The sequence below is a fragment of the uncultured Ellagibacter sp. genome (genome assembly GCF_934617235.1).
Classification (GTDB): domain Bacteria; phylum Actinomycetota; class Coriobacteriia; order Coriobacteriales; family Eggerthellaceae; genus Ellagibacter.
The window spans coordinates 59,088-85,390 of record NZ_CAKTTZ010000002.1 but is presented as its reverse complement, the minus strand read 5'-3'; the positions used below and the strand labels follow the sequence as shown (position 1 = coordinate 85,390).

General features: G+C 61.7%; 15 protein-coding genes. 14 read left to right on the top strand and 1 reads right to left on the bottom strand.

Annotated features, from left to right (window positions below):
- Nucleotides 1–3 precede the first annotated feature (3 nt).
- The 6 genes from Q0G85_RS00860 to Q0G85_RS00835 all read left to right on the top strand — a co-directional run bounded on the left by Q0G85_RS00860 (nucleotide 4) and on the right by Q0G85_RS00835 (nucleotide 7,304).
- A complete protein-coding gene (locus Q0G85_RS00860; protein WP_297153818.1) occupies nucleotides 4–918 on the top strand; it encodes a peptidoglycan-binding protein in 915 nt (304 codons plus the stop codon).
- Nucleotides 919–1,471: 553 nt separating this feature from the next.
- Entirely contained in the window at nucleotides 1,472–1,741 is a 270-nt protein-coding gene (locus Q0G85_RS00855) for a winged helix-turn-helix transcriptional regulator (protein ID WP_297153816.1), read from the top strand.
- Nucleotides 1,742–1,974: 233 nt separating this feature from the next.
- Entirely contained in the window at nucleotides 1,975–3,243 is a 1,269-nt protein-coding gene (gene leuC / locus Q0G85_RS00850) for a 3-isopropylmalate dehydratase large subunit (protein ID WP_297153813.1), read from the top strand.
- Between the two features lie 21 nt (nucleotides 3,244–3,264).
- Nucleotides 3,265–3,759 carry a 3-isopropylmalate dehydratase small subunit gene (gene leuD / locus Q0G85_RS00845; RefSeq protein WP_297153810.1) on the top strand — a complete coding sequence of 165 codons (495 nt, stop codon included), beginning with the start codon at nucleotides 3,265–3,267 and terminating at the stop codon, nucleotides 3,757–3,759.
- Nucleotides 3,760–4,812: 1,053 nt separating this feature from the next.
- Nucleotides 4,813–6,024: a PLP-dependent aspartate aminotransferase family protein gene (locus tag Q0G85_RS00840; RefSeq protein WP_297153807.1), complete on the top strand. Its 1,212-nt coding sequence runs from the start codon at nucleotides 4,813–4,815 to the stop codon at nucleotides 6,022–6,024.
- Between the two features lie 98 nt (nucleotides 6,025–6,122).
- Nucleotides 6,123–7,304, top strand: a complete 1,182-nt coding sequence (locus tag Q0G85_RS00835; protein ID WP_297153805.1) for a MalY/PatB family protein — start codon at nucleotides 6,123–6,125, stop codon at nucleotides 7,302–7,304.
- Between the two features lie 195 nt (nucleotides 7,305–7,499).
- On the opposite strand, the gene Q0G85_RS00830 is transcribed toward Q0G85_RS00835, so the two are convergent.
- Nucleotides 7,500–8,861, bottom strand: coding sequence for a hypothetical protein (locus tag Q0G85_RS00830; RefSeq protein ID WP_297153801.1), 1,362 nt, complete (start codon nucleotides 8,859–8,861; stop codon nucleotides 7,500–7,502).
- A 290-nt stretch (nucleotides 8,862–9,151) separates the two neighbouring features.
- On the opposite strand from Q0G85_RS00830, the gene leuB reads away from it, so the two are divergent.
- The 8 genes from leuB (at nucleotide 9,152) to Q0G85_RS00790 (ending at nucleotide 26,303) form a co-directional block, all read left to right on the top strand.
- Nucleotides 9,152–10,261: a 3-isopropylmalate dehydrogenase gene (gene leuB / locus Q0G85_RS00825; RefSeq protein ID WP_297153798.1), complete on the top strand. Its 1,110-nt coding sequence runs from the start codon at nucleotides 9,152–9,154 to the stop codon at nucleotides 10,259–10,261.
- A 36-nt stretch (nucleotides 10,262–10,297) separates the two neighbouring features.
- Nucleotides 10,298–10,669, top strand: coding sequence for a histidine triad nucleotide-binding protein (locus tag Q0G85_RS00820; protein WP_276998092.1), 372 nt, complete (start codon nucleotides 10,298–10,300; stop codon nucleotides 10,667–10,669).
- 387 nt (nucleotides 10,670–11,056) lie between these two features.
- Nucleotides 11,057–12,238 carry a YibE/F family protein gene (locus Q0G85_RS00815; protein WP_297153794.1) on the top strand — a complete coding sequence of 394 codons (1,182 nt, stop codon included), beginning with the start codon at nucleotides 11,057–11,059 and terminating at the stop codon, nucleotides 12,236–12,238.
- 440 nt (nucleotides 12,239–12,678) lie between these two features.
- Nucleotides 12,679–18,099 carry an S-layer homology domain-containing protein gene (locus tag Q0G85_RS00810; protein ID WP_297153791.1) on the top strand — a complete coding sequence of 1,807 codons (5,421 nt, stop codon included), beginning with the start codon at nucleotides 12,679–12,681 and terminating at the stop codon, nucleotides 18,097–18,099.
- A gap of 427 nt (nucleotides 18,100–18,526) precedes the next feature.
- Nucleotides 18,527–18,910 carry a NifB/NifX family molybdenum-iron cluster-binding protein gene (locus tag Q0G85_RS00805; RefSeq protein WP_297153789.1) on the top strand — a complete coding sequence of 128 codons (384 nt, stop codon included), beginning with the start codon at nucleotides 18,527–18,529 and terminating at the stop codon, nucleotides 18,908–18,910.
- Nucleotides 18,911–19,095: 185 nt separating this feature from the next.
- Nucleotides 19,096–22,101 carry a M48 family metallopeptidase gene (locus Q0G85_RS00800; protein ID WP_297153786.1) on the top strand — a complete coding sequence of 1,002 codons (3,006 nt, stop codon included), beginning with the start codon at nucleotides 19,096–19,098 and terminating at the stop codon, nucleotides 22,099–22,101.
- Between the two features lie 410 nt (nucleotides 22,102–22,511).
- Entirely contained in the window at nucleotides 22,512–23,756 is a 1,245-nt protein-coding gene (locus Q0G85_RS00795; protein WP_297153783.1) for a CynX/NimT family MFS transporter, read from the top strand.
- A 66-nt stretch (nucleotides 23,757–23,822) separates the two neighbouring features.
- Nucleotides 23,823–26,303 carry a molybdopterin-dependent oxidoreductase gene (locus Q0G85_RS00790; protein ID WP_297153781.1) on the top strand — a complete coding sequence of 827 codons (2,481 nt, stop codon included), beginning with the start codon at nucleotides 23,823–23,825 and terminating at the stop codon, nucleotides 26,301–26,303.

Genomic DNA, 26,303 nt, shown 5'->3' with positions numbered 1-26,303 from the left:
CTCATGGATAGGATTAAACGAAACGACAAAGGGCCGGCGGTCGAAGACGTGCAGCAGCGCCTTGTTGCCGCAGATTGCCTTGAAGAAGGCGCCGTGAGCGGTGTCTTCGATGATGCGACGGTTGCCGCGGTGCGCGCCTTCTGCGTGAAGTCGGGCCTTCCTGCGGCTGAGGAGATCGACGAGAAGGTGTGGTCGGCGCTCGTCGACGCGACCTTCTCCCTGGGCGATCGCACGCTCTACCTGCGCATGCCGTACTTCCATGGTCGCGACGTCCGCGAGCTGCAGCAGGTTCTTTCTGCGCTGGGATTCGCCTGCGGCGTGATCGACGGCATCTTCGGGGCCCATACCGAAGACGCACTGCGCAAGTTCCAGCTCAACCTTGGGCTTCCCTCCGACGGCATCGCGGGCGCGTACACCTATGCCGCCATCCAGAACCTGCACCATTCGTGGGTCGGCAAGGCTGCTATCCATGAAATCGTGCATCTTGGGTTCGCGCGCGCGGCGGGCGTGCTCGAGCGGAACGCGTTGTGCCTGTTCGGCACCGAGGGATTCGCTCGCAGCGTCGCGTCGCGCATGTCGAATCTCTCACTTGCCACGAATCCTCAGTCGAAGATCCTCTCAGCGGATTCGCTTTTAGTCGCACCTGACGAGTCGATGCTTCTGGTGCACATTGTGCTTCCCGAGGAGGAGGCCGTGCAGAAGGTGCCGCGCGTGAGCTACGAGGACGAGGCGACGCTGCCGCTTCGCTTGGAGCAGGCCATCTCCGCTGCTCGCAAGGCAACGCCGCGCCGCATCGCCATCGAGCTTCCCGGTCGCGTATGGGAAGACGCAGGCGAGGGCCGCAGCGCCCAGCACTTCGCAATTACGCTGCTCGACGCTCTGTGCACCGCGCTTTCCCAAGGCGAGCGCTCTGCCTAAGTGCTGCCCGCTGCGCGTCTTGCGCGAAGGGCTGCAGCATCTCTCTTGAATGGGGGTTCGCTGCGAGACAATCGAAGAAATCGAATGAGGGCCGCCTTAGTGCGGCTCTCTTGCTGCGCTCGGCGTGAGAGGGCCAGCGTGCGTCTCTCCCGCTGTGTTGGGGACGGGGTTGCCTGCGCACGAGGCTCTTGCTGTCATTGCCGTATCGGGAATGACAGCAAGCGTACAGCCCTCTTGCTGTGCCGAAAATGGGACAGAAAGGCGTTTGAGCGCCTTGGTGAGTCGGGAATTCGATTAGTAATCTACCTGGGGCTTCAAGTAATACCTGAAATCCGCCGAATTTCAGGAAATTGCTCTTGCCTTGCGGATATCGAACATGACATAATGCCCGACAGTTGCCTGAATGTTGGGAAAACTTGTCGCTCGGGATCGAAGAACGTTGCTTCATGACGTCGCTTGTTTCCGTTCTCAGTCTCGCGTTCGGCAGCAACGTCGAAGAGATTGCGACCGACGTAAAAACGGACGAGAAACGAACGAAGCAAAGGGAGACATCATGGTTTCGAAGGCAGAAACGCCTACGGAGGGCCAGCGCGAGCATCTTACCCCGATGCAGGAGCGCCTGCTTGGCTATATCGCTTTCCGAACCGTCGACCAGGATGGGACGAGCGAGTCGAAGCGCCAACTTGCCGAGCACCTTCACAGCAGCACGAAAACGGTCGATCGGGCGATTACCCGTCTGTGCAACGAGGGCTACATTGAAGTGAAGGAAAACCTTCTTCCCGATGGTCGTCAAGGAGCCAACACGTATCGATTGATTAGATAAGCTAGCAGCTTACTTGCGTTTGTGCGCTTCGTCGTGAGGCTCCCTAGGGCTCGATTCTCCCGCCTCCCGTGCACTTTCCCGTGAACCCTTCTTGTCTTCCCGCGCGCCCCTCTCGCCTTCCCGGGCTTCGTCGCAATTTGCATCTTACGTGCGGATGAACTTCGCGACCTGGCGGGAGTGCTACAATGTGCGGGTTTTACAGACGGTTCAACTGCACGAAAGAGGGAGTCAACATGGCACGTCCCATGACCATGGCGGAAAAGATTTTGGCCGCCCATGCGCATCTCGATGAAGTGGAGCCGGGGCAGCTGATCGAATGCGATCTCGACCTCGTGCTTTCCAACGATATCACGTCGCCCATCGCGATCAAGAACTTCAAGAAGATCGGCGTCGAGAAGGTGTTCGACCCGACGAAGATCGCCCTGGTGCCCGACCATTATGTTCCCAACAAGGACATCAAGAGCGCCGAGCAGGCCAAACAGGTGCGCGAATTCGCCCGCGAGCAGGGCATTACGCACTACTACGAAGTCGGCTGCATGGGCGTTGAGCATGCGCTTCTGCCTGAGCAGGGCGTCGTGGGCGCGGGCGACCTCATCATCGGCGCCGACTCCCACACCTGCACCTATGGTGCGCTTGGCGCGTTCTCCACGGGCGTGGGCTCCACCGATGCCGCGGTTGGCTATGCCACCGGCAAGGCGTGGTTTAAGGTGCCCGAGACGCTGCTCTTCAAGATCGACGGCGAGCTCAACCCGGGAGTTACCGGCAAGGACATCATCCTCTACATCATCGGCATGATCGGCGTCGACGGTGCGCTGTACAAGGCGATGGAATTCACGGGCAGCGCTATTCGCAGCCTCTCGATGGACCAGCGCCTTTCCATCTCCAACATGGCGATCGAAGCTGGCGGCAAGGCCGGCCTCATCGAGGTGGACGACATCACGCGCGCCTACATGGACGGCCGCACCGAGCGCCCCTACACCGAGTATCATTCCGACCCCGACGCGAAGTACGCGAAGGTGTACGAGATCAAGGCGTCCGATATTCCGCCGACGGTCGCGTTCCCGCATCTGCCGTCGAACACGCGCCCGGTCGCCGAGGCCCGCGACGTGAAGATCGACCAGTCCGTCATCGGTAGCTGTACGAACGGCCGCCTGGAAGACATGCGCCAGGCCGCGGCCGTGCTCAAGGGGCGCAAGGTTCACCCCGACGTGCGCTGCATCGTGATTCCCGCCACGCAGCAGGTGTACAAGCAGTGCATCGCCGAGGGGCTCATGGATATCTTCCTCGACGCCAATTGCGCGGTGTCCACCCCGACGTGCGGTCCGTGCCTGGGCGGTTACATGGGCATCCTCGCCGCAGGTGAGCGCTCGATTTCTACAAGCAATCGCAACTTCGTCGGCCGCATGGGCGACCCGACGAGCGAGGTCTATCTTTCCTCGCCGGCCGTTGCCGCGGCGAGCGCCGTCTTGGGCCACATCGGCCTGCCGGAAGATTTGGACTAACGGGAAGGGAAGGTTCCACTCATGCATTTCAAGGGTACCGCGCATCGCTACGGGCGCGACATCGACACCGACGTCATCATTCCGGCCCGCTACCTGAATTCGTCCGAGCCCGAGTGGCTCGCGCAGCATTGCTTGGAGGATTTGGACGCTGACTTCGTGAAGAAGGTCAAGAAAGGCGACATCATCGTGGCTGAGGAGAACTTCGGCTGCGGCAGCTCTCGCGAGCATGCGCCGATCGCCATCAAGGCGGCGGGCGTCGACGTGGTCATCGCGAAGAGCTTCGCGCGCATCTTCTACCGCAACTCGATTAACACGGGTCTCGCCATCATGGAGTGCCCCGAGGCGGTCGACGCCATCAAGCAGGGCGACGTTGTGGATGTCGACGCCGATGCGGGCGTCATCACGAACGCTACGACGGGCGAGACCTTCAAGGCGCAGCCGTTCCCGCCGTTCATTCGCGAGATTATCGAGGAAGGCGGCCTGATCAACCGCACGAAGAAGGTGCTGGGGAAGTAAAGAAGGGCAAAGAGGCGGCGACGCAAACGAAGGTGAAGGGGCGGCAGGCGGCGGTTCGCGCTGCGGGAAGGTGCGCGGTGGCGGCGGTTGCTTCAGTTTAACCTGGCGCCTCCCGTTTCCCTGATTTTGCACTGCTCCATGCTTTCCAGATACGGGCCGCCTCCCGTCTTCCGGACGTGAACGGCCTCCCCTTTCTCGGATACGAGAAAGGGGAGGCGGCGACGATGTTCGCCGAAGGTTGCGGATACCGTGGGGCAAAGATGCCACTACGGAAGTACCCCGCGGGGCGAGCATGTTGCTTCCAAGATGTCTTGTAGAGCAAGTGAGTTGCTTCTCGGGCGTCTCCAGGGAGCACAACCCCGAGTTCGTGGTCAACTGAGCGAGTTGTGCGCTGCCATTTCTCAGAATAATCCAACTTGCTTTAAGTTGACCTGGGGCTTTGCTCTCGAAGGACGCTCCAAGCCATCATGAAGGGGAGAATCGGGCGAAAAAACGTCGCACAACTCGTCCAGTTGACCACGGACTTGCCTCTCTGCTGATCGGACGCTGTCTTTCCGCAAATGCGGCAATGATTTTCCACCTGATAACTGGTGTTCTGAAAAGCGAATACCAGAGTTATCTGATTTCCATTCAGGTAGTGCGATTCTCCGATACACTAATCACTCGTATTAGAACCATATAAACTTACTAGGGAAATGCTGGCTTCTCCGTCCTGCCTCTGCGTGCGTAGCTCGCGCGGCGGACTGGCGCAGGTCGGGCGCACGTGCCGTCCTGCTTCTGCGCGAGCGGTGCGTGGTGGAGGTTGCGTGGGCCGGACATGCTGTGCTGCGCAGGTCAGGAGCGCGTGTCATCCTGCGAGGGCCCGGCGCGCAATGGGTTGGCGCGGATTGGGTGCACGTGCCGTGTAGTGTGGGCGAGAGCCTCAAGATTTCTGCGAGCTGTTGTGCCTCGGTCTTTGCGCGCCCCGCATGGACGAGGCCGCTGGGGTGGCTAGCGTTTTCCGAGCGTTTGCCCTTTGCGGAAGACGACATCGAGGAAAGGAACGCAGGCTGCATGAACGACTCAAGCTTCGAGGCGATGGCTGGGGAAATCGAGGGGCTTCTCGGCATTGACCAGGAAAAACACGCTAGTTGGCACGCGGAATCCATCGCGGTCCATGGCTACGAGGGCGCAGACGCGCGCACGGGCGCCATCAGCTATCCCCTCTATCAGTCCGCGACGTTCGCCCATCCTGCTTGGGGCAAATCCACTGGCTATTGCTATTCCCGCTGCGGGAACCCGACGCGCCTGGAGCTAGAGAACACCATCGCCCTTTTGGAAGGCGGGAAGAAGTGCATGGCATTTTCGAGCGGAATGGCGGCCATCACCACGCTGCTCAAGCTTCTGCGCTCGGGCGACCATGTGCTGGTGAGCGACGACCTCTATGGCGGAACGTATCGCCTGTTCAGCAACATCTACACGCAGTACGGGCTGGAATTCGACTACGTCGACCTTACCGATTCCGACGTGCTTTCGGCATCGTTCAAGCCGAACACGAAGCTTGTGTTTCTGGAAACGCCCACGAACCCCACGATGAAGGTGGCCGATATCGCCGCCGTCGCCGAGGCTGCCCACGCGCACGGTGCCGTGCTTGCAGTGGACAACACCTTCCTCACCATGTATTTCCAAAAGCCGCTCGAACTGGGCGCTGACGTGGTCGTTTGCAGCGGCACGAAGTACCTGTGCGGGCATAACGATGTGCTGTCGGGCTTTCTCGTGTTGCGCGACGGCGCACTGCTCGAGACGCTTTTCAACGCCACGATGAGCGAGGGCAACCAGCTCGACCCGTTCGACAGCTGGCTTATGCTGCGAAGCCTGAAGACGCTCGGTGTTCGCCTGCGCCAACAAGAGGGCAACGCGCAGCGCATTGTGGAGGCGCTGAAAGCGAATCCCCATGTCACCGATGTGTTCTACGTGGGCGACCCCGATCATCCGGACTACGACTTGTCCCGTCGTCAAACAACGGGTTTCGGCGCGATGGTCTCCTTCAAGGTCGACACGCACGAACGCGCGCTGGCGGTGCTCGAGCGCGTGCGGCTCATCCTCTTTGCGGAAAGTCTCGGCGGGACGGAGAGCCTGGTGACGTACCCGCTCGTGCAGACGCATGGCTCCATCCCGAAACCGATGCTCGACAAGCTGGGAATAGACGAGCGCCTGTTGCGCCTTTCGGTCGGTCTTGAAAACGCGGAGGACCTTATCGCCGACTTGGGACAGGCAATAGGGTAACCTTGTCAAGGGAGGAAAAATCACCAAGGTCGTGCGTTTCGCCTGGGACGGGTGCGCCCAGGTGCGGCCTTGCGTGCGCAAGTGAATGGAGCATTCGCATGACGAAGTACGATTTCGAGACGATCATTGAGCGCCGTGGCACGGGCAGCTTGAAGTGGGACGCGTGGAGCCGTCGCGGGCATACCGCCGATGAGCTGCCGCTTTGGGTTGCCGACATGGATTTCAAAACCGTGCCCGCCGCAATCGAGGCGCTGACGGATCGCGTGGCGCACGGCGTGTTCGGCTACTCGATGGCGCCCGACGGGTACTACGAGGCGGTGCAAGGATGGTTTGAACGCCGCCATGGCTGGCGCCCCGCGCGCGAGTGGTTCGTCATGACGCCCGGCGTGGTGTTTGCCCTGGCCATGGCCGTGACTTCGTTCACGCAGCCAGGCGATGCCGTGATTATCCAACCGCCCGTGTATTATCCGTTCCGTATGATGATCGAGGACAACGGCCGCAAGATGGCCACGAGCCCCCTGATTTACGAGGGCGGGCGCTACACCATGAACTACGAGGGCTTCGAGCGCGAGCTGGAGAAGACGGGCGCGAAGCTGTTCATCCTGTGCAGCCCGCACAATCCCGTGGGGCGCTCGTGGACCGAAGAAGAGCTGCGCCGCATCGGCGACATCTGCCTGCGCCACAATGTGATCGTGGTCGCCGACGAGATCCACGCGGATTTCGCGCGCGCGGGTCATGTGCACGTGCCGTACGCTTCGCTTGGAGAACGCTATGCCAACAACGCCGTCATCTGCACGGCGCCGAGCAAGACGTTCAATTTGGCGGGGTTGCAGCTGTCGAACATCTTCATCCCGAACCCCGACCTGCGTGCCGCATTCAGGCGCACGCTCGACCGCACGGGCTACGACGAGCCGAGCGTGTTCGGCGTCGTGGCCACGCAGGCGTGCTATGAGCAGGGCGAAGAATGGCTCGACGAACTCAAGGGCGTGCTTGACGAGAATTACGCCGTGCTCGAAGCGGCGGTTTCGCGCATGCCGGGCGTGGAGCTCGTGCCGCTCGAGAGCACGTACCTGCCGTGGCTCGACTGTCGCGGCCTGGGGCTTAGCGACGACGAGCTCAAACATCTGGTGGAGCATGACGCGAAGCTTTGGCTCGACATGGGGACGATGTTCGGCTCCGAGGGCGCGGGCTTCGTTCGCGTGAACCTCGCGAGCCCGAAGGCCATGATCGAGGATGCCTGCGGCCGGCTCGAGCGTGCTGTCGCGGCTCTGGGGGAGTAGTCGCCTGGGGTTGGCTGAGGTGCGGGCGGGTGTTCGCTCGATTGCGCCCTGATAAGAGCTTCCTGTTGGGAGAGATCGTGCCAAGGGGTCGAGTTGGAGGCCTCCGGTCTTAGGGCGTTCGGCAACGCAAAGGAGCGACCAGGCCATCGTTTGCCCTGGTCGCCCCCTCCCTGCAAGTGTTTGTCGCCCAGCGGCCTACTTCCCGAATATCTTCGAGAAGAATCCTTGCTTCTTGATCTTCTCCTCGCGAAGGGCCCCTTCCCGCTTCGCTTCTGCCTGCGGAGCGCCACTACCGCCACCGTTGCCGCCGCCACCGTTGCCGCCGATGCGGACGATTTCGTGCAGGAAAGGCGACTTCACGTAGCGAATCTCGATGGGCGTTGCGTGCACGGTGCTCTCGCCCGAGAGGTGCAGGTTCGAGTTGAGCGGCGCGACGACGTGGATTTCGCGCGTCTCGCTGAACACCACGGCGGCGGCGCGCCCCGTCTGGCCGTTCACGGCGATGCGAACCTGCTCGCCCTCGCGTCCGTCCGAGGCGGGCCTGTCGACGTAGTAAATGGGTACGAGCATCAGCCCAGAAGTGTGCTTTCTCACATTGTATGTCCAGGTGCGGAGGCTCTTCTTGCTCAGGCCGAGCGCCTCCTCCGCGTCGTTTATCGCAATCTTGAGCGCCAGGTTGTCGATGATGACGCTGTCCTTCGCGAAAGCCTCGACGGCCGCCACGCGGAAATTCCCTTCTTGCATGGCGGGGTCGAAGGGGGCAACCGCCGAGAAATCCCACGGCTCTAAAAGGTTCATGAGGGCCAGGTCGAACATGCGTGTTTTGGGGTAGACCCAGTCGAGCACCTCGAAGAGCACGAGCGTCTCTTTCTGGAGCTTCTTGCCGGGATAAGACGCGATTATGCGCAGGTCGGCAAGCGATACGGCGGCATATGCGAGGATCATCTGGTTTGAGATGGCGTCTTCCACATTGTGGCCTGCGAAGATGTCCGGATGCTGCCGCACGAGCTCGCGCGCGTTGGCGCGCGCCTGCTGCTCGGATATGCGGCAGGGAATTGCCTGGTCAGGAATGTATTCCGAGCCCGTCCCGATGGACAGGTACTTGCTGAAGGTGCCGGGTTGCAGCAGGTCGGTGGCGCCGATTTTGTTCCCGCACGACGGACACTCGAACACGCTTTGCGTCGATTCGCCTTCGAACGCCGCGCCGCAAAACGGGCAGGGGATGCTTACGGTCGTCGCGCGCTCGAACTCGCCTGCCGTGGCGGGGTCTTCGTTCAAGATCCACTCGGTGAGGGACATGTTGCGCCAGTAAGGTTTGAAGAAATACCAGTCGGATTCCTTCGGAGGCTCAAGACGCGACACCTGCGGCAGTTTGATCAGGCCGTTTACCATCTGAAGGGGCTGGTGGCGGAACTTCACGATGGAATCTTGGTCGGACGCGCCTTCTCCCCAGGGCTCGCTCGACCCGCAATACGCGCATTCGAAGCTGCGAGTTGCCTGATGGGAATACATGGGGCCGCCGCAATTCCGACACTTGATGGCGAAGAAATCTTCCATGAAGCCTCCTTAGCATTTGGGTTGCGCCTGAAAGTATGCGTGAGCGAGTGTGGGCTCGGGAATACCCCTATGGCCCAATTCGCGCCGCCGTTGTGGTCGGGGCAGCATGCTCTTACTGGCTGGCGTGCGCCCCAATCGGGCGTGCGGTTCAGTTGCCCGCTGCCGTCGCGGCCACGTTTTCCCGTTTCGCGAGTTTGCGCGGGGAAATCCGAGTGAGACCCTTCCTTACCGTTGCGCTGCGCTACTATAGGCGGGTGCGAGAAAACGCTTATCGAAAGAGGCATGCAATTATGACTACGAAGTACAACATTTGCCTTTTGCCAGGTGACGGCATCGGCCCCGAGATCATCGCGGAAGGGGTGAAGGTCCTAAACGCTGTCGGCGCGAAGTACGACACGGAATTTGCGTGCGAGGAATCGCTCATCGGCGGCGCCGCCATCGATGCGACAGGCGAGCCGCTTCCCCAGGCGACGCTTGACGCCGCGAAGGCTGCCGACGCCGTGCTGCTCGCCGCGGTGGGCGGGCCGAAGTGGGATACGACCGACCCGAACGCGCCGCGCCCTGAGCAGGGATTGCTCGGCATCCGCAAGGGCTTGGGCCTCTACACCAACCTGCGCCCCGTGCAGATCTTCGATGCGCTCGCTGGTGCTTCCACCCTGAAACCCGAGGTCATCGCGGGTGTTGACCTCATGATCGTGCGCGAGCTGACGGGCGGTCTGTACTTCGGCAAGCGCGAGCGCTTCTACGACGAGGAAGGTGCGGGCACCAACGGCGCCAAGGGCCAGCGTGCCTACGACACGCTCGAGTACCGCGAGTACGAGATCGAGCGCATCGCGCGCCAGGCGTTCGAGGCTGCGCGCAAGCGTCGCAAGAAGGTGACGAGCGTCGACAAGGCCAACGTGCTCGAGACCTCCCGCATGTGGCGCGAGATCGTGCATCGCATCGGCGAGGCCGAGTACCCCGATGTCGAAATCGAGGATTTGCTCGTGGACAACACGGCGATGCAGCTGATCAACCGTCCCGCCGACTTCGACGTTGTGGTGACCGAAAACATGTTCGGCGACATCCTCTCCGACGAGGCTGCCCAGATCACAGGCTCGCTCGGCATGCTCGCCTCCGCCAGCTTGGGCGACGGCACCGCACTCTACGAGCCCTCCCACGGCAGCGCTCCCGACATCGCGGGCAAGGGCATCGCGAACCCGCTCGCGCAGATTCTCTCAGTCGAGATGATGCTGCGCTACAGCTTCGACATGAACGATGCTGCCGATGACATCCGCCGCGCGGTGACCAACCTGCTCAACGACGGGTGGCGCACGGGCGATCTGAAGGATGCCACCACTCCTGCCGACAAGGTGGTCAACTGCGCCGGTATGGGCGATTTGGTCGTGAAGTACCTGTAAACTAGTCCTGACGTGATGCTATCGAAAGGAGCCGACATGGCTGACGATTGCTTGTTCTGCAAACTCATCTCCGGGGAAATCCCCACGAACAAGGTCTATGAGGACGACATCTGTTTCGCGTTCGACGACATCGAGCCCGAGGCGCCCGTGCACACGCTGCTTGTGCCGAAGAAGCACTACGACGACATGTGCGACGGCGTGCCCGAGGAGGTTTTCGGCCACATGATGTCGGTCGTCCCGAAGGTCGCTGAGATCAAGGGCGTGCGCGAGTCCGGCTTCCGCACGGTGGTGAACACTGGTCCCGATTCCGCGACCACGGTGAAGCATTTCCACATCCACATTCTGGGTGGCGTGAAGATGGGCCGCTTCACGTTCGAGAACTCCCAGCGCGCGCAGGGCGAGGAATAGGTCCCGGCGCTCGGCGTGACGCTGCGCTTGGGCGCTCGGCCTTTTGCCGGGCAGCTTTCGGCGTGACGGCTCGCAGGGTGCTCATGCCCCTTTCGCCAACGAGTGCGCTAGCTGTCCGGCCAGCGCTTGCTCGCGCTCTCTTCAAGCCCCTCCGAATCGCAGTTTGAACTGTGCGGAGGGGCTTCTTATGTCGCGATCTGCAATATCACGAGCGCCCATGTCTCCGCCCGGCGCGAGATGCGCGGCAAGCTTCACGCGGGCGCAGCACGACCTGCCTCAACGTAAGGTGCGGGAAAAATCCTCCTCAAGAGTTCGTGCGCGCTCCATCTGCGCCTGCCCTTCCCGATAGGGTTTAACGGTTGTTGCCTAGTGAAGAGGGGTAAACCCGTGAAATCCAATCGCTTGGGGAAGCTGTCGGCTGCGTGCCCCACGCGCCGCTCTCGCATCGCCGTCGCCGTGTTCGCTATCCTGCTTGTTGCCTTCGCGGGGTTCCTCGTGTGGTTCAATTCGGGAATCGATCGCGTCCCCCTGCGGCCGACCGGGGGAAGCGAGTTCGAGAAAGCGACGGTTGACGAGGTCATTTCGAGCGACGTGAGTTTGAGCGACTCGGGCGAGATGCAGGGGAACCAAACGGTGCTCCTCACGATTGCGTCGGGACAATACGCAGGGCAGCAGGCGAAGGCGACGAGCCCGTACTCCAACAACTCCGGCGCGTTCTGCTCGCCGGGCCTGAAGGTGATTGTCCTGGTGAACCAGGGGCAAGATGGTTCCCTGGTCGCGACGGTCTACAACTACGACCGCGGGATCGTGCTCTGGGCACTCGTGGGGTTGTTCCTCGTTTTGCTCTGCGTGGCAGGCGGGCGCTCGGGAACGCTCTCGGCGCTCGGCCTGGCATTTACCTTCGCCTGCATATTCTTCCTGTACCTGCCGATGGTCTACAGCGGCGCGTCGCCCTTTTGGACCGCCGTGCTCGTGGTGGTGCTCGTGACGATTGTCGGCATGTACCTTATCGGCGGCTGGTCTGCAAAAACGCTCTGCTCGATAGTTGCTACGGTCGTGGGTGTGCTTGTGGCCGGCTTGGTCGCCAGCGTGTTCGGCTCGCTGGGTCATATCTCGGGGTTGAACGTCAGCGAGATTGAAACGCTCTCCTACGTTGGGCAGAACAGCAAACTCGACGTGTCGGGTCTTCTGTTCTCGGGGATTCTCATTTCCTCGCTCGGCGCGGTGATGGACATTTCCATGTCGGTGACCTCGCACGAGTGCGAACTTCACGCCGCTAACCAGGCGCTTTCCATGCGCGAGCTCTTCAAGTCGGGGATGACCGTCGGCCGCGACATGATGGGCACGATGACGCACACGCTCATCCTTGCGTTCGCCGGCGGCGCAGTCAACACGCTTGTGATCATCTACGCCTACGCGATGCCGTACTTCGAGTATTGGAACGAATATGCCATCGGAATCGAAATCCTGCGAGGCCTTTCTGGATCGATCGGCATTATCGTGTCCGTTCCGTGCGCCGCACTGATTACGGCTTTCTGCCTTTCGAGAAAGAGCCAGTTGGCTAAGTAGGGGGACTCTGCGGGGGGGTCGAGGAGCCCGGGGAGGAAGATTCGGCGCATTGTCCGCATCGTAGGCAATGCGCCGAATGATTTGCCACCGAATCCTATCGGCGGCTTACCTCAGGCTGTAATGGGACTCCGAGAGGGGAGGATCCGTGGCGCGCTCGAGCGCTTCCGCTGTCCCCCTGATACGCCGCAAATCGGGACGCCGCCCCCGTTGTCGGCGAAGCAGGAAGGGCTCTGGCGCTGTCCCCCTGATACGCCGCAAATCGGGACGCCGCCCCCGCCTTGTAAATTCCTTAACAGAGCTTAACGTGCTTCTTGCGAAAGCAATGCCCAAACCTTCCCTTCGCCTGATGCCGACCTTACGTTGGTTGGCCACACTTATCAGTTGTGCCCGCAGTGCGCGCGGACGCGAATAATCATGCGAAAGAGGAGGAAAGCGGAAGTATGAAACGATGCTTCAACGCCGTGATTGCCGCAACGCTCGCTGCGTCGCTCGCGGTACCGGTGCCTGCGGCATTTGCCGACGGGTCTGGAGACGATGCAACGGACGGCACCGCACAGGCGGCGGCAGCAGCTGCAGGCAGCGCGGGGGAGGACCAGGCGGCTTCAGGCCAAACGACTTCAAGTCAGGCGGCTTCAGATCAGGTGTCTCCGCTGCTGGTAACGGAAGTGGTCACTGATTCCCCTGGCAAGGGGAAGTACACCTACGTCGAGGTGTACAACAACTCCGACAGCCCCATCAACTTCAAAGATTACGTGTACTACTACTGCTACGAGGGAGGCATGGGCACGGGAAAGGTGTTCAGCTCCTCCGATAAGCATCTGGGCATCGATTACGGCAGCAAGGGCTCCGACGTCATCATCGAGCCTGGTAAGACGCTTGTCCTGTGGATGGGCGGTGCGAAGAACGAGACGTCGCTCGCCGACTTCAACAAGACGTACGGAACCAACCTCGTCGAAGGCAAGGACATCATCCGCACGCCGTATTCGGGCATCCACACTACGAACAAGCGCGGCTACTTCTTCGGCAAAGACAGCGACGCCGTCATGGTCGGTGCCTGGTCAAACGCAAACGGCGACGAGATTCCCGCGGGTAATCCCGACAAGCAAGGCATCCAGTACACCTATCCCGGCTCCGGCCGCGAGTGCGTCGACAACGGCCTCGCGAAGGCGACCCCGGGTTCGGTTTCCGCCGACCAGATTCCGGCGCAGCGTTCGAACGCGAGCGATCAGCAGGCGAAAATCGAGAAGGCGAGCGCAACTGGCGACGGTCAGTTCCAGGTAACTGCTGAGGTTCCTTATCAAGGTTCGTCGGCGCCTATGTTCGTGAACCTGCACTACAAGCAGCACTACGGCGAGAAGGCGTCCGATGAGAAGACGGTTACGCTTGAGCCGACCGGAGACGGCAAGACCTTCACAGGCGCGATCGACTCGAGCGAGCTGTTCGGCGAAAGTGTCGAGTGGTATGTCACCGCGTACGGCAACACCGGCAACGAAGTGCGCACGGATGCCCAGACGACCCCGATCACCGCGCAGGTGCCCGTCGCGGAGAAGGCGGCGCCCTACTACATCACCGAGGTGCACGCCAACCCGCAGAGCACCGATGGCAAGCAGTATTCCTATTTCGAGGTGTACAACGCTTCCGACAAGCCCATCAACCTGAGCTACTTCAAGATCTTCTACTACTACAACTACCCCGATCAGACGGCCTCTGCATATGGCAAGGTTTGGTCGCTCGACGATTTCACGGCTTATCTCGAGCCGGGCAAGACCATGGTGTACTACCTGTCTAGCAACGGCACCACGGTCGAGGACTTCAACAACTTCTACGGTACGAGCCTCGAGGAGGGCAAGGACATCGTGCGCGTGAACTACGCGGGCCTGCACTCCTCCGAAGCTCGCTGGATTCGCTTCGGCACCACGGAAGATGACGCGTTCACCGTGGCGGGCTTCAACGAGAATGCGGCCGAGCGCAGCAACCGCGACACCTCGCTGCAGTACACCTATCCTCGCGGCACGGGCGATCGCGAGCCGGTCGGCACGGGCGGGCTCACGGCGACGAACGCGTCGCTTCCTGTCGAGGTTTCCGCCGCTACGCCCGGCGAGGTCGCCGATTGGCAGAAAAGCCCGGTGACGGCGAAGTTCCAGGGCTATCCGGGATATCCGGAAGATGACGGCCATGCCCCGACGCTTGCCGAGAACACGCAGGACATCTACACCGTTCCCGAGTCCATCGACGAGGGCGACACGCTGAAGGTGCTCTACGACACCGATCTTCTGCTCGGTGCCACGGGCGATGCCCGTCGCGACGCCTTCACCGACAACAAGGAGAACGCGTCGGGCGCTGACAATCCGACGAACTACCCTGGCGGCGCGGAGGCGCTCAAGACGCGTCCGTACCTGCTCGGTACCGAGGTGCTCTACAAGCTCGACGATGACTCCGATTGGACCGTCGTCAAGCAGAAGACCCAGTGGCGCCTGGGGCATTTCATGATGCAAATCCCCTCTGACGTGCTGTTTGGCCACGACAAGGTCACCTACAAGGTGCGCGCTTACTCCCTTTACGGCATGAGCGAAACCGACGAGAAGACGGTGAAGATCAACCGCCTGAACGACACCGAGGGCATGCGCCTGTCGGTTAAGGATGGCTCTGTTGTCTCCGGCACCACCACGGTGACCGCCAACGATGGCTCCGACAACGCGAAGACGACGATCTCCGTTGACGGCACTCAGGTCACCGATTCGCGCAAGACCTTCGAGAACGGCGCCTGGTTCATGGTGCAGACGAGCGGCATGGACAGCTACTTCAAAAACGCCATCACCGCGCCCTACGGCGACAACTCGCGCGACATCATCACCATCCTGGGGCCGTGGTGTGAGACCCCGACGTCGCGTGCGGTGCATATCGACAACAAGTACTTCACCTACAACGCGGAGAAAAACACCTACAACGTGACGCTGACCTTGTGGGCGGGCGATTCGGGCACGCCGTTCGAGGAGACGCTCTACCCCTCGGTGTTCGGCGAGAACCATGAGGACTACAAGGTGTCCGGCCTGCAGATGAAGCTCGCGAATGGCAAGAGCTACCTGCCGGTGAGCATCGCGCCCGACAACGAGAAGACCAACACGAGCACGGCGCTCGGCGTATGGCACACCATCGGCGACTCCGCGGGCATGGAGACTCACCTCGATGCCACGTTCGAGATTCCTGCGGCGGACGCTACGGCCATGGGCTTTGATTGGGACACCTCGCAGGTTGCCGACGGCACGCATGCCGTGACCGCGCAGGGCGAGAAGGGCACGGCTTCGGCCAACGTCATCGTCGACAACACCAAACCGATGATTGACCTGGGTATTGAGGATGGCAAGCCGCTCTATCAGGCCGTCACCCTCGACCCCTCTAAGATCGCGAGCGATGCGAACGGGCTGAAGTCGGTCGCCGCTACGCTCGATGGGGAAGACCTCGCGCTGCCCTCCGCCATCGACCCGCAGAAGCTCGCGGTGGGGGAGCACGTGCTCGCCGCCGCCGCGGTCGACGAGGCTGGCAACACCACGACCTCGCAGGTGAAATTCACCGTCGAGGACAATGACCCCAACGTGACCGTCGACTCTGACGGCGACGGCATCGGGACCACGACGGCGAACCTGACGGTTAACGTGGGCGAAGACCCCGCCAACGTGAGCTTCCGCCAGGGCCGCACGCTTTCCGCTGACGACATCGTTGCGGCGTCGACCAATCAGACGACCACCGACGACGGCTCGTTCCCGGCGCAGCTGTTCGAGGCGAAGGTGGGCACTGCCGCCGAGGGCGATGTCGTGTCGCTTTCCTGGAAGGGCCAGGCGTCGAACGTCGATGACGCCCATCCGATCATGATGTACGCCTACAACTTCACGACGCAAGGCTGGGAGAAAGTCGCAACCGCTGACTCGAGTGGCGAGATGACCGGCGAGTTTGCTGCGGCCGACCACCTGCGCGACGGTAACGCGGTGATCCTCGTGCAGCAGGTTGCCACCGAAGGCTATCCGACGGCGGCGCTTCCCGACGAGTCCGTGTTCACGGAAAATGTGTCCCTGCAGTCCCTCGACGGGGCGGGCGAGGCGGCCCAGTCCAGCTGGGATGGCACGGGCCTTCCCGAGAGCTACGACTTCTCCTTCGCTTGGGAAACCGACACCCAGTACTACGCCGAAAGCTTCCCCTACCACTACGACAACATGAACCAGTGGATCGTTGACAACGCGCAGAGGCTCGGCATCCGCTACGTCATGCACACCGGCGACATCGTCGATGATGTGGACATGGGCGGCGAATGGGTGAACGCCGACCACTCCATGAAGATCCTCGACGACGCGGGCATCCCCAACGGCGTGCTTGCGGGCAACCATGACGTCTATGCGGGTATGGAAGGCTACGGCAACTACTGGAAGTACTTCGGCGAGGACCGCTACAACGGAAACCCCTGGTACGGCGGCTCGTACAAGAACAACCTCGGCCACTACGACCTGCTTTCCGAGAATGGCCAGGACTTCTTGGTCCTGTACATGAGCTGGGACATCTACACCGACGAGATCAACTGGATGAACCAGGTGCTCGCGCAGTACCCCGATCGCAAGGCCATCATCTGCCTGCATCGCTACGCCAACGTGAAGGAAACGGGCGCGGGGCTGCTCGACTACACCGGCAAGCTTTTGCAGGAGGAAGTCGTCGCGAAGAACCCGAACGTGTTCGCGGTGCTCAACGGGCACTACCATGGGTCGTCCATCGAGACGAGCTCGTTCGACGACAACGGCGACGGCGTGAACGAGCGCACGGTGTACCAGATCTGCACCGACTACCAGTCCGATCCCGAGGGTGGCAGCGAGTACCTCAAGTTCCTGTACTTCGATTTGAAGAACAACAAGATTTACGTGAACTCGTATTCCCCCTATCGCGATGATTTCAACTACTACGACACCGCGAAGCAGAGCTCGTATGCGGCCGGCACGCTGTACCTCAACCAGGACATCGTGGAGCTCGACGTGCCGTTCACGAAGAGCGCCGACGACCTGAACAAGAGCCTGACCACGCAGGCGATCAGCGCAAACGTGGAAAGCGCGACCGAGATCGGTGCTGCGGCGGGGTCGGGGGATGTCTCCTTCACCTGGAAGGGGCTGACGCCGAGCACCAAGTACGGTTGGTATGCGGTGGTCACGAACGACAAGGGTGGCGTGACGCGCACTGCCGTGCAGGAGTTCACGACCGAGGCGGCGGCCGAGCCTGTGGTACCTACTTTCACCGATGTCGACTACTCGCTTTGGTACGGACCTGCGGTGACGTTCGTTGCTGGCAAGGGGCTCATGACGGGCTATGCCGGAACCACCCTGTTCGGCGTCGGCGACACGCTGACGCGCGGCCAGCTGGCGACGATCCTTTGGCGTAACGCTTGCCCCGATGAGGCAGCGTCCTACGATGCGACCACGGCCAAGGACGAGACCGGAATGGCGGGGTCGGCTGACGGCATGTACTACACCGCCGCTGCCAACTGGGCCGTGAAGCAGGGCGTGATGACGGGCTTCATCCTCGATGACGGTTCGGCGAATTTTGCGGCGGAGGAGAACGTGACCTTCGAGCAACTTGTCACGGTTCTGGCTCGCCTCACCGCGAAGTCCGGCGACATCGATGCGGCGGACGACAATCTGTCGAAGTTCGTGGACGGGGCGACCGTGTCCGATTGGGCGAAGAAGTACGTCAACTGGGCAGCTGGCGAGGGCCTTGTGAAGGGTTACGACACCGATGCGGGCCAGGTGCTTCTGTCGGGCGAGGATGTTCCCCGCGAGCGTGCGGCGATGGTTCTTCTGCGTGCGTTTGACCTGGGCCTTTTGAAATAGAGTTGCAGCTGATTTCTGCTCGCTGACGTTTGGCGCGCAACCCGAGCCCCTCCGCGATCTGTGGCGGAGGGGCTCGCCTGTTTTGCGGACGGTTTAAGCCTCTCTCTGCGGGGAGCGGAATCTTTCCCTGCGTTTTGCGGTTATCGTCCTTGGACTAACTGGGCTTCCTTCTCGAGTGTACCGACTCGACCAACGTGCGCGGCCTCTTTCCGACCTCTATATCTCGATTGATATGATAGTAATTAAGTGTCATTTAGAGACATATTCGCGCCATTCGTCCTAGAACGCAGTCGTCGCGGTAAAATACTCAATATCTGGAGTATTTTGAACTCCGTGAAACGAGTTGGTTGCATGGCCGCGACGGGGGTTGCGTTGACTGCGCGGCATGCGGGGAAACGGGACGGAGCTCCCGAAGAAAGAAGGCAAGATGACTACCTCGATCAAGCTCGCTGTGCCGACGATGGGCGCGGCTGGACTCAATGCGGAGCGTTCCGGCCACTTCGGCCATTGCGACTGCTTCACCGTGGTCGAAATCGTCGACGGCGTGGTTTCCGAAGAGGCGACGATGGTCGCGAATCCGCCGCACGAAGAGGGCGGTTGCCTGCGTCCGGTGGGCTTGCTCGCCGACGCCGGTTGCAACGCAATCGTTGCTGCTGGCATGGGCATGCGTCCGCTCATGGGCTTCAACCAGGCGGGCATCACCGTGTACTACGACGCCGAGCATCCCATCGTGGGCGATGCGGTTCGAGCAGTTGCGGCTGGCGAAGCGCCGATCATGTCTGCTGACCAGGCCTGCAATCACCACCACTAAGTTCCCTTCGAATACCCTTCGCGCGGCGGTTCGATCGAGCCGCCGCATTTTTTTCGCGGGGACGGTTTTGTGCCAGAATCTCGCCTTTGCCGTGCACCGAGTCGCTCGTATCGACATTGCGCTTCGTCGAGCGGGGCATCTGCGCTGCGCAGTGCTATCCTTTCCCCAAGAGGAAAGGAAGTTTGATGGCTCATTGCGAGGCGGAACGAGACGGCGTATATCGCATCGATGGCAAGGTCGGCCTTTTCGGCACGCGCCTTCAAGTGCTGCCCGATGCGGTCATGCCTCTGCCCGATGGTCCCGCGTCGACCTCATCGTTCGGTTGGATCCGCGACCGCTCCATCACCCCTTCTGCGGGGGATCTCTACCTGGTTGAGTTCATCGCGGAAAACAAGTTCCGTATCTGGGGATACGTCGATTGCTACGGCCGCGCGTTCGTGACTGACCGCCCGCTTTTCGCGCCCCCGGCACGCGATCCCGACATCCTGTTCTCACGACCCTGGGATGGGAAATCCCCAACCGATTTCGGCACGCTTGTCACGCCTCGCTCGAAATTCAAGCGTGACGAGGAGATTCGCGGCACCGTCCAGCTGCGCGACAAACGCGGAGTGCGCCAGGTTTCGCGCTTTTCCCTGAAAAATGGCCGCTACTCGCTTTTCGATTCCTGGTGCGATTTCGGCGCTCATTCGAGCGACCTTACCTATTACGAGGTTCTTGCCCGCTGCTTTTTCGCGTTCACCTTCCGCCCGCTGCTTGGCGGCGCGAGGGTTCCGGCGCGCGGTCTCAGCGAGATCATGGCAAGCCTCGATTCCGAAACGCCCTTCGACGATTTGCTTGACGCCCTGCGCGATATCCGCTCGGCGGCTCTCGATCCCGCGATGCGGCCTCCGGCGCTCGCGCTTCTGCTTGCGAGTTGGCTTGATGATGCGAACGCGATGGGCGTGCTGGCGAGCGCCCAAGCCGATGAGCTGAACGCTCCGTCGCTGCGTTTCGTTCGGGCGAAGCGCTATTCCGATACGTATTTCATCGGTCGCGGGGAAGGCGACGACGGAATTCCCGAGGAGACGATTTGGGCTATCGAGTCGGCGATCAACCGCTTCGTGCTCATTGCGCGAGCGCTCGAGGACGACTTGGGTGACGTTCGTCGCGACGGGACGGATGGGGAATTCTCCGAAATCGATGCGTGCGGGGCGGTCGAAGCTCAGCTGTTCGAGGTGGTCGCGACGCAGGCGCCCGACCCTGCGCACCCTGCGGATGAAAACGCCGCGGCGCCGAATAGGGCGGGGGAATGGGATGTCCGTCGTTTGATTGGGGAATCGATCGAGCGCTTCCAATTGCCTGTTCGCTTTGCGGTCGAGTATCGCGTCGATGTGTGCGCCGGCACGGTCGCCTTCGATGCGGTCGTGCCGTCTGCGCAGCTCATGCCGCAGCGGATGTTCTCTTTGCAGGCGGGTACCTGGATCGATCTTGCAGATGACGAACGCGAGCGGATGGCGCTGCGCTACGCCGAGCATGTGGGAATGATGCTTGCCGCCGCCGCGTTTCATGCGGGTTGCTCGATCGAAAAGGTCGTCGTGTGCGCGAGAGAGCTGGCGACCGCCGGCGGTGCTGCCTCCGGTGGCGACCCGCTTGACGGTGCGGGTGGTGGGGTCGGTTGCGACACGAGCGACAATGAGCTTGGTGACGCAAGTGACGGCGCGCTTGACGGCGGCGCGAGCGCCGAAGGTGACGACTTCGAAGGCGGCAGCATCATCGTTGAGCTCGAAGACGGCAGCATCGTCGTCAAGCCTGGCAGCAACGTCAGCGGAACCCTCGACGGCGACAGCCGCGATGCGCACCCTCTCTACCAGGTGACATTCTCAAGGAACATCTGCGAAAGCGCCCGTTTCCGCGAGGCGCTCGAAAGCGATCCCGCGTCGTTGTTCGCGGAATGCAGGGCGCGTTTCGGCAAAGATGCAGACGGGTTCTCGCTCGACGACGCAGTCTCCGCCGATGCGCGGCGTGTCCGCGGCGAGCTTCCCGAGGTGGGCACGCTTGCCTTCGGCCCGCGCGAGGCGAAGGCGTTCGGCGCCGAATCGCTTCGTGACCTAAGAATTCACGCAGATGCCCAGCTGCGCAACGCAGGCGAGCGGCTCGCCGATGCGATTGCCCGCGCGACGAGCACCACCGAGGCCATCCGCCTTGCGCAGGCGGAGCAGAACGCCGCTGACGACCCGCGCGTTTTCGAGGCTTGCACGCGCCTCATGACCGATCTTCTTGAGGGAAAACTCGACCCGCACGATCAAAATGCGCTGGTCAGCTGCTTCATAGGGGAAGACCCCTACCTGAATGCGCTCAGGCAGGCGCGAGCCGTCGCGCAAACCGACCCGCATAAGGCGGCATCGATCCTGCGTGACACGATTCGCCAAACCGAGGAGTCCAAGCGCTTCGCGGACAACTCCGAGGCCGTCCATCGCATGTTCGACTCCTATGCGTCGCGCATCATCTACAACCGCGAGCGGCAGGGAAGCGCGCCCTGGCGCAGCGGGCTCGCCTTTCCTCATGCTGACGAGGGAAAACGCGTCGAGCTGCTGCCGTCGTCTTTGGCCATGTGCTATCTGGAGTCGGTGCGCCTTCTCGAGGAGTCCTTCAACCACGCGGAGGAAGCCGTGCAGTTCGGCCTGCGCTGCATCCAGGTTGCGCCCACCTATACGCCCGCGTATCGCCAGACGGCGCGCGCGTACATGCTCATGGGCGACATGTCCACGTCCTCGCGCATGCTCAGGCGCTGTTTGGAGATCGCCACGCAGCCCGACGAGATCGCGCTTGCGTATTACCAGCTCGCGTATGTGGAATGGAAGGCGGGGAAGGCGGCGCTCGGCATGGCGTGCTACATGAAGTCGATGCTGGTGGCGCCGGTTTATCTCGCGCAATGCACCATCGAGATGCATCGTCTTGTGGCAGAAACCGGACAGGGACCTATCGATCGTGAGGACGTCGATGCGATCCTTGCAAGCGAAGGCGTGCCCGTCGCGCCGCTCGACTCGCTGCTCGACGCGCTCGATGATGCCATGCGCACGGCGATTGACGACAACATCTTCCAGGTTGGCCAGCCCCTCTTGGCGCTGCGGTTGTTCTATCGCCCCGACGACGCGCTCGTGAACGTGCACAAAAGCCTCAACGCCCCCCTGCCGCCGCAAGCGCTCGACTAGGGGGAATGGGTGCCGCGGGCCAACCCGCGAAGAGCCGCAGCACCAGTTCGCTCGCCGCCATAAGGCCAGCTCGCGTGCTATTTTCTCGAAGCCTTCCAACAACACCGGGAAGCCGTGCGACCGCGAAACAAGGTCGCACGGCTTCTCTTTTTCTCCGCAATCTCTCTCAAAAGATGCGACATCTCCCCGCATCTGTCTCACGGGAAAAACACGACGGCATACCTGTCTCAAACGGTCTTTTTTTGCCTGCGAGCGGTCGCTAAAGTACGTGTCGTTCGGTCGGCAAGGGCTGACCGACATGCACCATCGCAGGCCAATCAGCAAGGCGTTCGCCAAGGCTTGTGAGCAAGAGGGGTAAGCGGAGCGGGCAAGACAACAACCCGCCCATGAGAGAAAAAGAGGGGTTGAAAATGAGCGAAGAGGCTCGCAAGTCCGAGATCAATCAAACAGGCCGCGCGTGGCTTGTCGCGATTATCGCGATCGTCGCGTCCATCCTTATCTCGGTCAACAACAACAAACTTCCTGCAACGGCGTCACTTGTGTTGCCGGCGCTGGGCATCGACACCGGTGCGCTCAGCACGCTGATGTCGTTGAACGGCTACGTCGGGTTTGTCCTGGCGTTCGTGGCTGCAACCATCATCATGAAGTTCGGTTCGAAGAAATCGACGCTCATGGTGCTGGGATGCGCGCTTGTCGGTGCAATCATCAGCGCGTTCGCGCAATCGTATGAGCTTCTGGTTGTCGGACGTCTCATCGAGGGCGTGGGCTACGCCTGCATCGGCACCGTGGTTCCCGTGCTCGTGTCCGAATGGTTCCCGCCCTCGAAGCGCGGCGTGCCGATGGGCATCTTCTCCGTATGGGTTCCGCTCGGCTCCATGTTCATCATGGGCACGTCCGGATTCTTCTTCAACACGGCCGATCCGTCGAGCTATCACAACGTGTTCTGGTTCGTCGTCGTGCTCATGGCGATCATCACCGTCATCTGGGTTGTCGCCGTTCGCAATCCGCAGCATTCCTACCTGGAAGACGAGGCTGACCCTAGTGCACCGAAGCCGAAGGTCTCCGAGGGCTTCAAGAGCTTGTCCTGCTGGGTTGCCATGATTGCATTCGCCGCGTTCGCCCTGGGCACTGCGTGCGTCATGAACTTCGAGACGCTCTACATGGTTCAGACCATGGGCATGGATCAGGCAGCCGCGAACGGCATGCTCAACGTCGCGAACATCGCGGTCGTCGTTGGCGGTATCGCAATCGGCTTCGTCATGAACGCGGTGAAGAGCAATTCCGGCCGCCTGGCTATCTTGGTCGTCAGCTCGGCGGTGCTCGGTATCTGCTTCGCGCTGGCCTACACGGTCAGCGGCGCGATGCTCACTCCGTGGCTCATCGTGTTCGGCCTGTCGAACGGCGTCGTGCCGGCCATCTTCTTCACGATGGTCGCGGAAATCGCCCCGCGTCCGGAGCTCGCGAGCGTGTCCTCCACCCTCATGAGCTGCGGCCAGTGCGTCGGTGGCATCCTGTTCGCCGCGGTTGGCGCGGTCGTTGCAACGGCTGGCTGGGGCGCATGCACGGGCCTGCTCGCGGCTGTCGGCATTGTTCTCTTCCTTGGTTCTTTGGCCCTTCTGTTCGTGCTTAAGGCGCGTGAGAAGAAGCAGGCATAAAGATACAGAGCGTTAACTACCTTCCGATTATTTGAGACGAGAGAGAAAGACGAGAGGAGCTAGATCATGGAATTCAAGAACGACCTGGGCAAACCTTGGAAGTTCCAAGATGGCGACTTCACGGTTTACCGTTCATCGGTGTGGAGCCCCCCGGGGTGCCATCCAGTTGGATGCGGCATCAAGATCTACGTCGACAAGGACGGCCGCATGGACCACATCGAGGGTGACGAGAACGACCCCATCACGCATGGTCGCCTCTGCCCGAGATGCCTGGCGCTCAAGGACTACGTGTACAATCCGAGCCGCGTCATCTACCCGATGAAGCGCGACAAGGCCGAACGCGGCAACGCCGACGCGTGGGAGCGCTGCAGCTGGGATGAGGCGCTCGACCTCATCATGGACAACTGGAAGGAACTCACCGAGCAGTACGGTCGCAAGACCATGGCGATCTTCGTGGGCACCGGCCGCGACGGCATGCTCTCGCAGGACTTCCAGCTCTCCATCTTCCGCACGCCCAACCTGGCTTACACGCAGTCCGGCTACGCCTGCTACCAGCCGCGCATGATGTCCTCCCAGATGGTTCTCGGCGCGCTCTACCCCGAGCTCGACTACGCCGGCGGTCTCGAAGGCGGCTACGACGACCCCGAGTATCAGGTGCCCGAGCTCATGGTTCTCTGGGGCAAGATGCCGCTCGCGTCCAACCCCGACGGCTTCTTCGGCCACGCGGTGATCGACCTTATGAAGCGCGGCGCGAAGCTCGTGACCATCGACCCGCGCGTGAACTGGCTCGCCACCCGCTCCGTCGTGCAGCTGCGCCTGCGCAACGGCACCGACGCGGCGCTCGCGATGGCGATGTGCAACATCCTCATCAAGGAAGACCTCTACGACCACGACTTCATCGAGCGCTGGTGCTACGGCTTCGACGAGTTCGCCGAGCGCGTCTCCTACATGACGCCGGAGAAGGCGGCCGAGATCTGCGAGGTGCCCGTCGACGACATCTACCGCGTGACCCGCATGTACGCCGCCGCGAAGCCCGCATCCATCGCTTGGGGCCTCGCATTCGACCAGAACACCAACGGCATGCAGGCCGGCCAGTGCGTGCTTGCCATGATCTGCATGACCGGCAACCTCGACGTTCCCGGTGGCAACATCGTCGCCGACCTGTCGATGCCCGAGGACCTCACTGGCGATGCAGCTGCGGGCCAGTCTGCGCACAACACCGATACCCGCTCGTTCATCACCGAGGGCTGGTACCAGATGACCGACGAGGAGCGCGCTGAGTGCGTCGGCATGGACAAGTACCCGCTCTACTGCAATCAGATTACCGGCTGCCAGGCGGACTGCATTCTCGACACCTTGGAAACCGACGAGCCCTACCCGGTGAAGATGGCCTGGATCGCCAACACCAACCTGCTCGCGCCGACGAACTCCGCCGAGCCGACGCGTTGGCACAAGGCCTTCCAGCGCTCCATCGAGTTCGCCTTCGGCACCGACTGCTTCATCACCCCGACCATCCAGGCGGTATGCGACGTGTTCCTGCCGCTGTCGACCGTGGTCGAGCATGACGGCGTGAACCGCACCCACTACGGCGCTGCCTCCATCACCACCGGCTGCGGCAACAAGGCGATCACGGTGGGCGAGGCGAAGTCCGACCTCGAGATCTACTGCCTGCTCGCCGAGCGCATGGCCAAGATGTTCCCGGACGACCCGAAGGCCTGCTTCGCGCACGAGAAGTACGCCGAGTACCACGACTACCTGAACAAGAACCGCCTCGAGGGACGCCACACCTTCGACGAGGTCAAGGGCCTTGTGAAGTTCAAGCGCAAGGTATACTACAAGAAGTACGAGACCGGCAAGCTGCGCCCCGACGGGCAGCCCGGCTTCCTCACCCCGACCGGTCGCGTGGAGCTGTGGTCCTCGCAGTTCAATGACAACGGCATGGATCCGCTGCCGTACTACTACGAGCCCGACCTTTCGCCGCGCATCCCGGACAAGAAGCCCGAGGACCTGCATCTGCTGGCGAACCCCTATGTGCCCGAGGAGCTCGACGCCAAGTGGCATGAGCGCGACCTCTCGCACGAGGAGATCATGAAGAAGTACCCGTTCATCCTCTCCACGGGCCATCGCCGCTACAGTTCCTTCCACTCCGAGCATCGTCAGATCGCCGTCCTGCGCGAGATCGACCCGAACCCGATGCTCGAGATCAACCCGAAGGACGCCGAGAAGATAGGCCTCGCCGACGGCCAGTGGTGCGAGATTTCCAACATGTTCGGCAAGGCGAAGTACAAGGCTCGCATCTTGCCGACCATCAAGGAAGGCCACGTCGAGGCCGACCACGGCTGGTGGTTCCCTGAGCAGGACGGATCGGAGCCCTCGCTGTTCGGCGTGTGGCAGTCCAACTGCAACGACCTGATCCCGCTTCATCACAACAACGCGCTCGGCCTGGGCGCACCGTACAAGAGCGCGTGCTGCAACGTCACGCCCCTGAAGGAAAGCTACGACGTCGACATGAAGGCGTTCGGCGAGAAGTTTGGAAAGCTGGTGTAA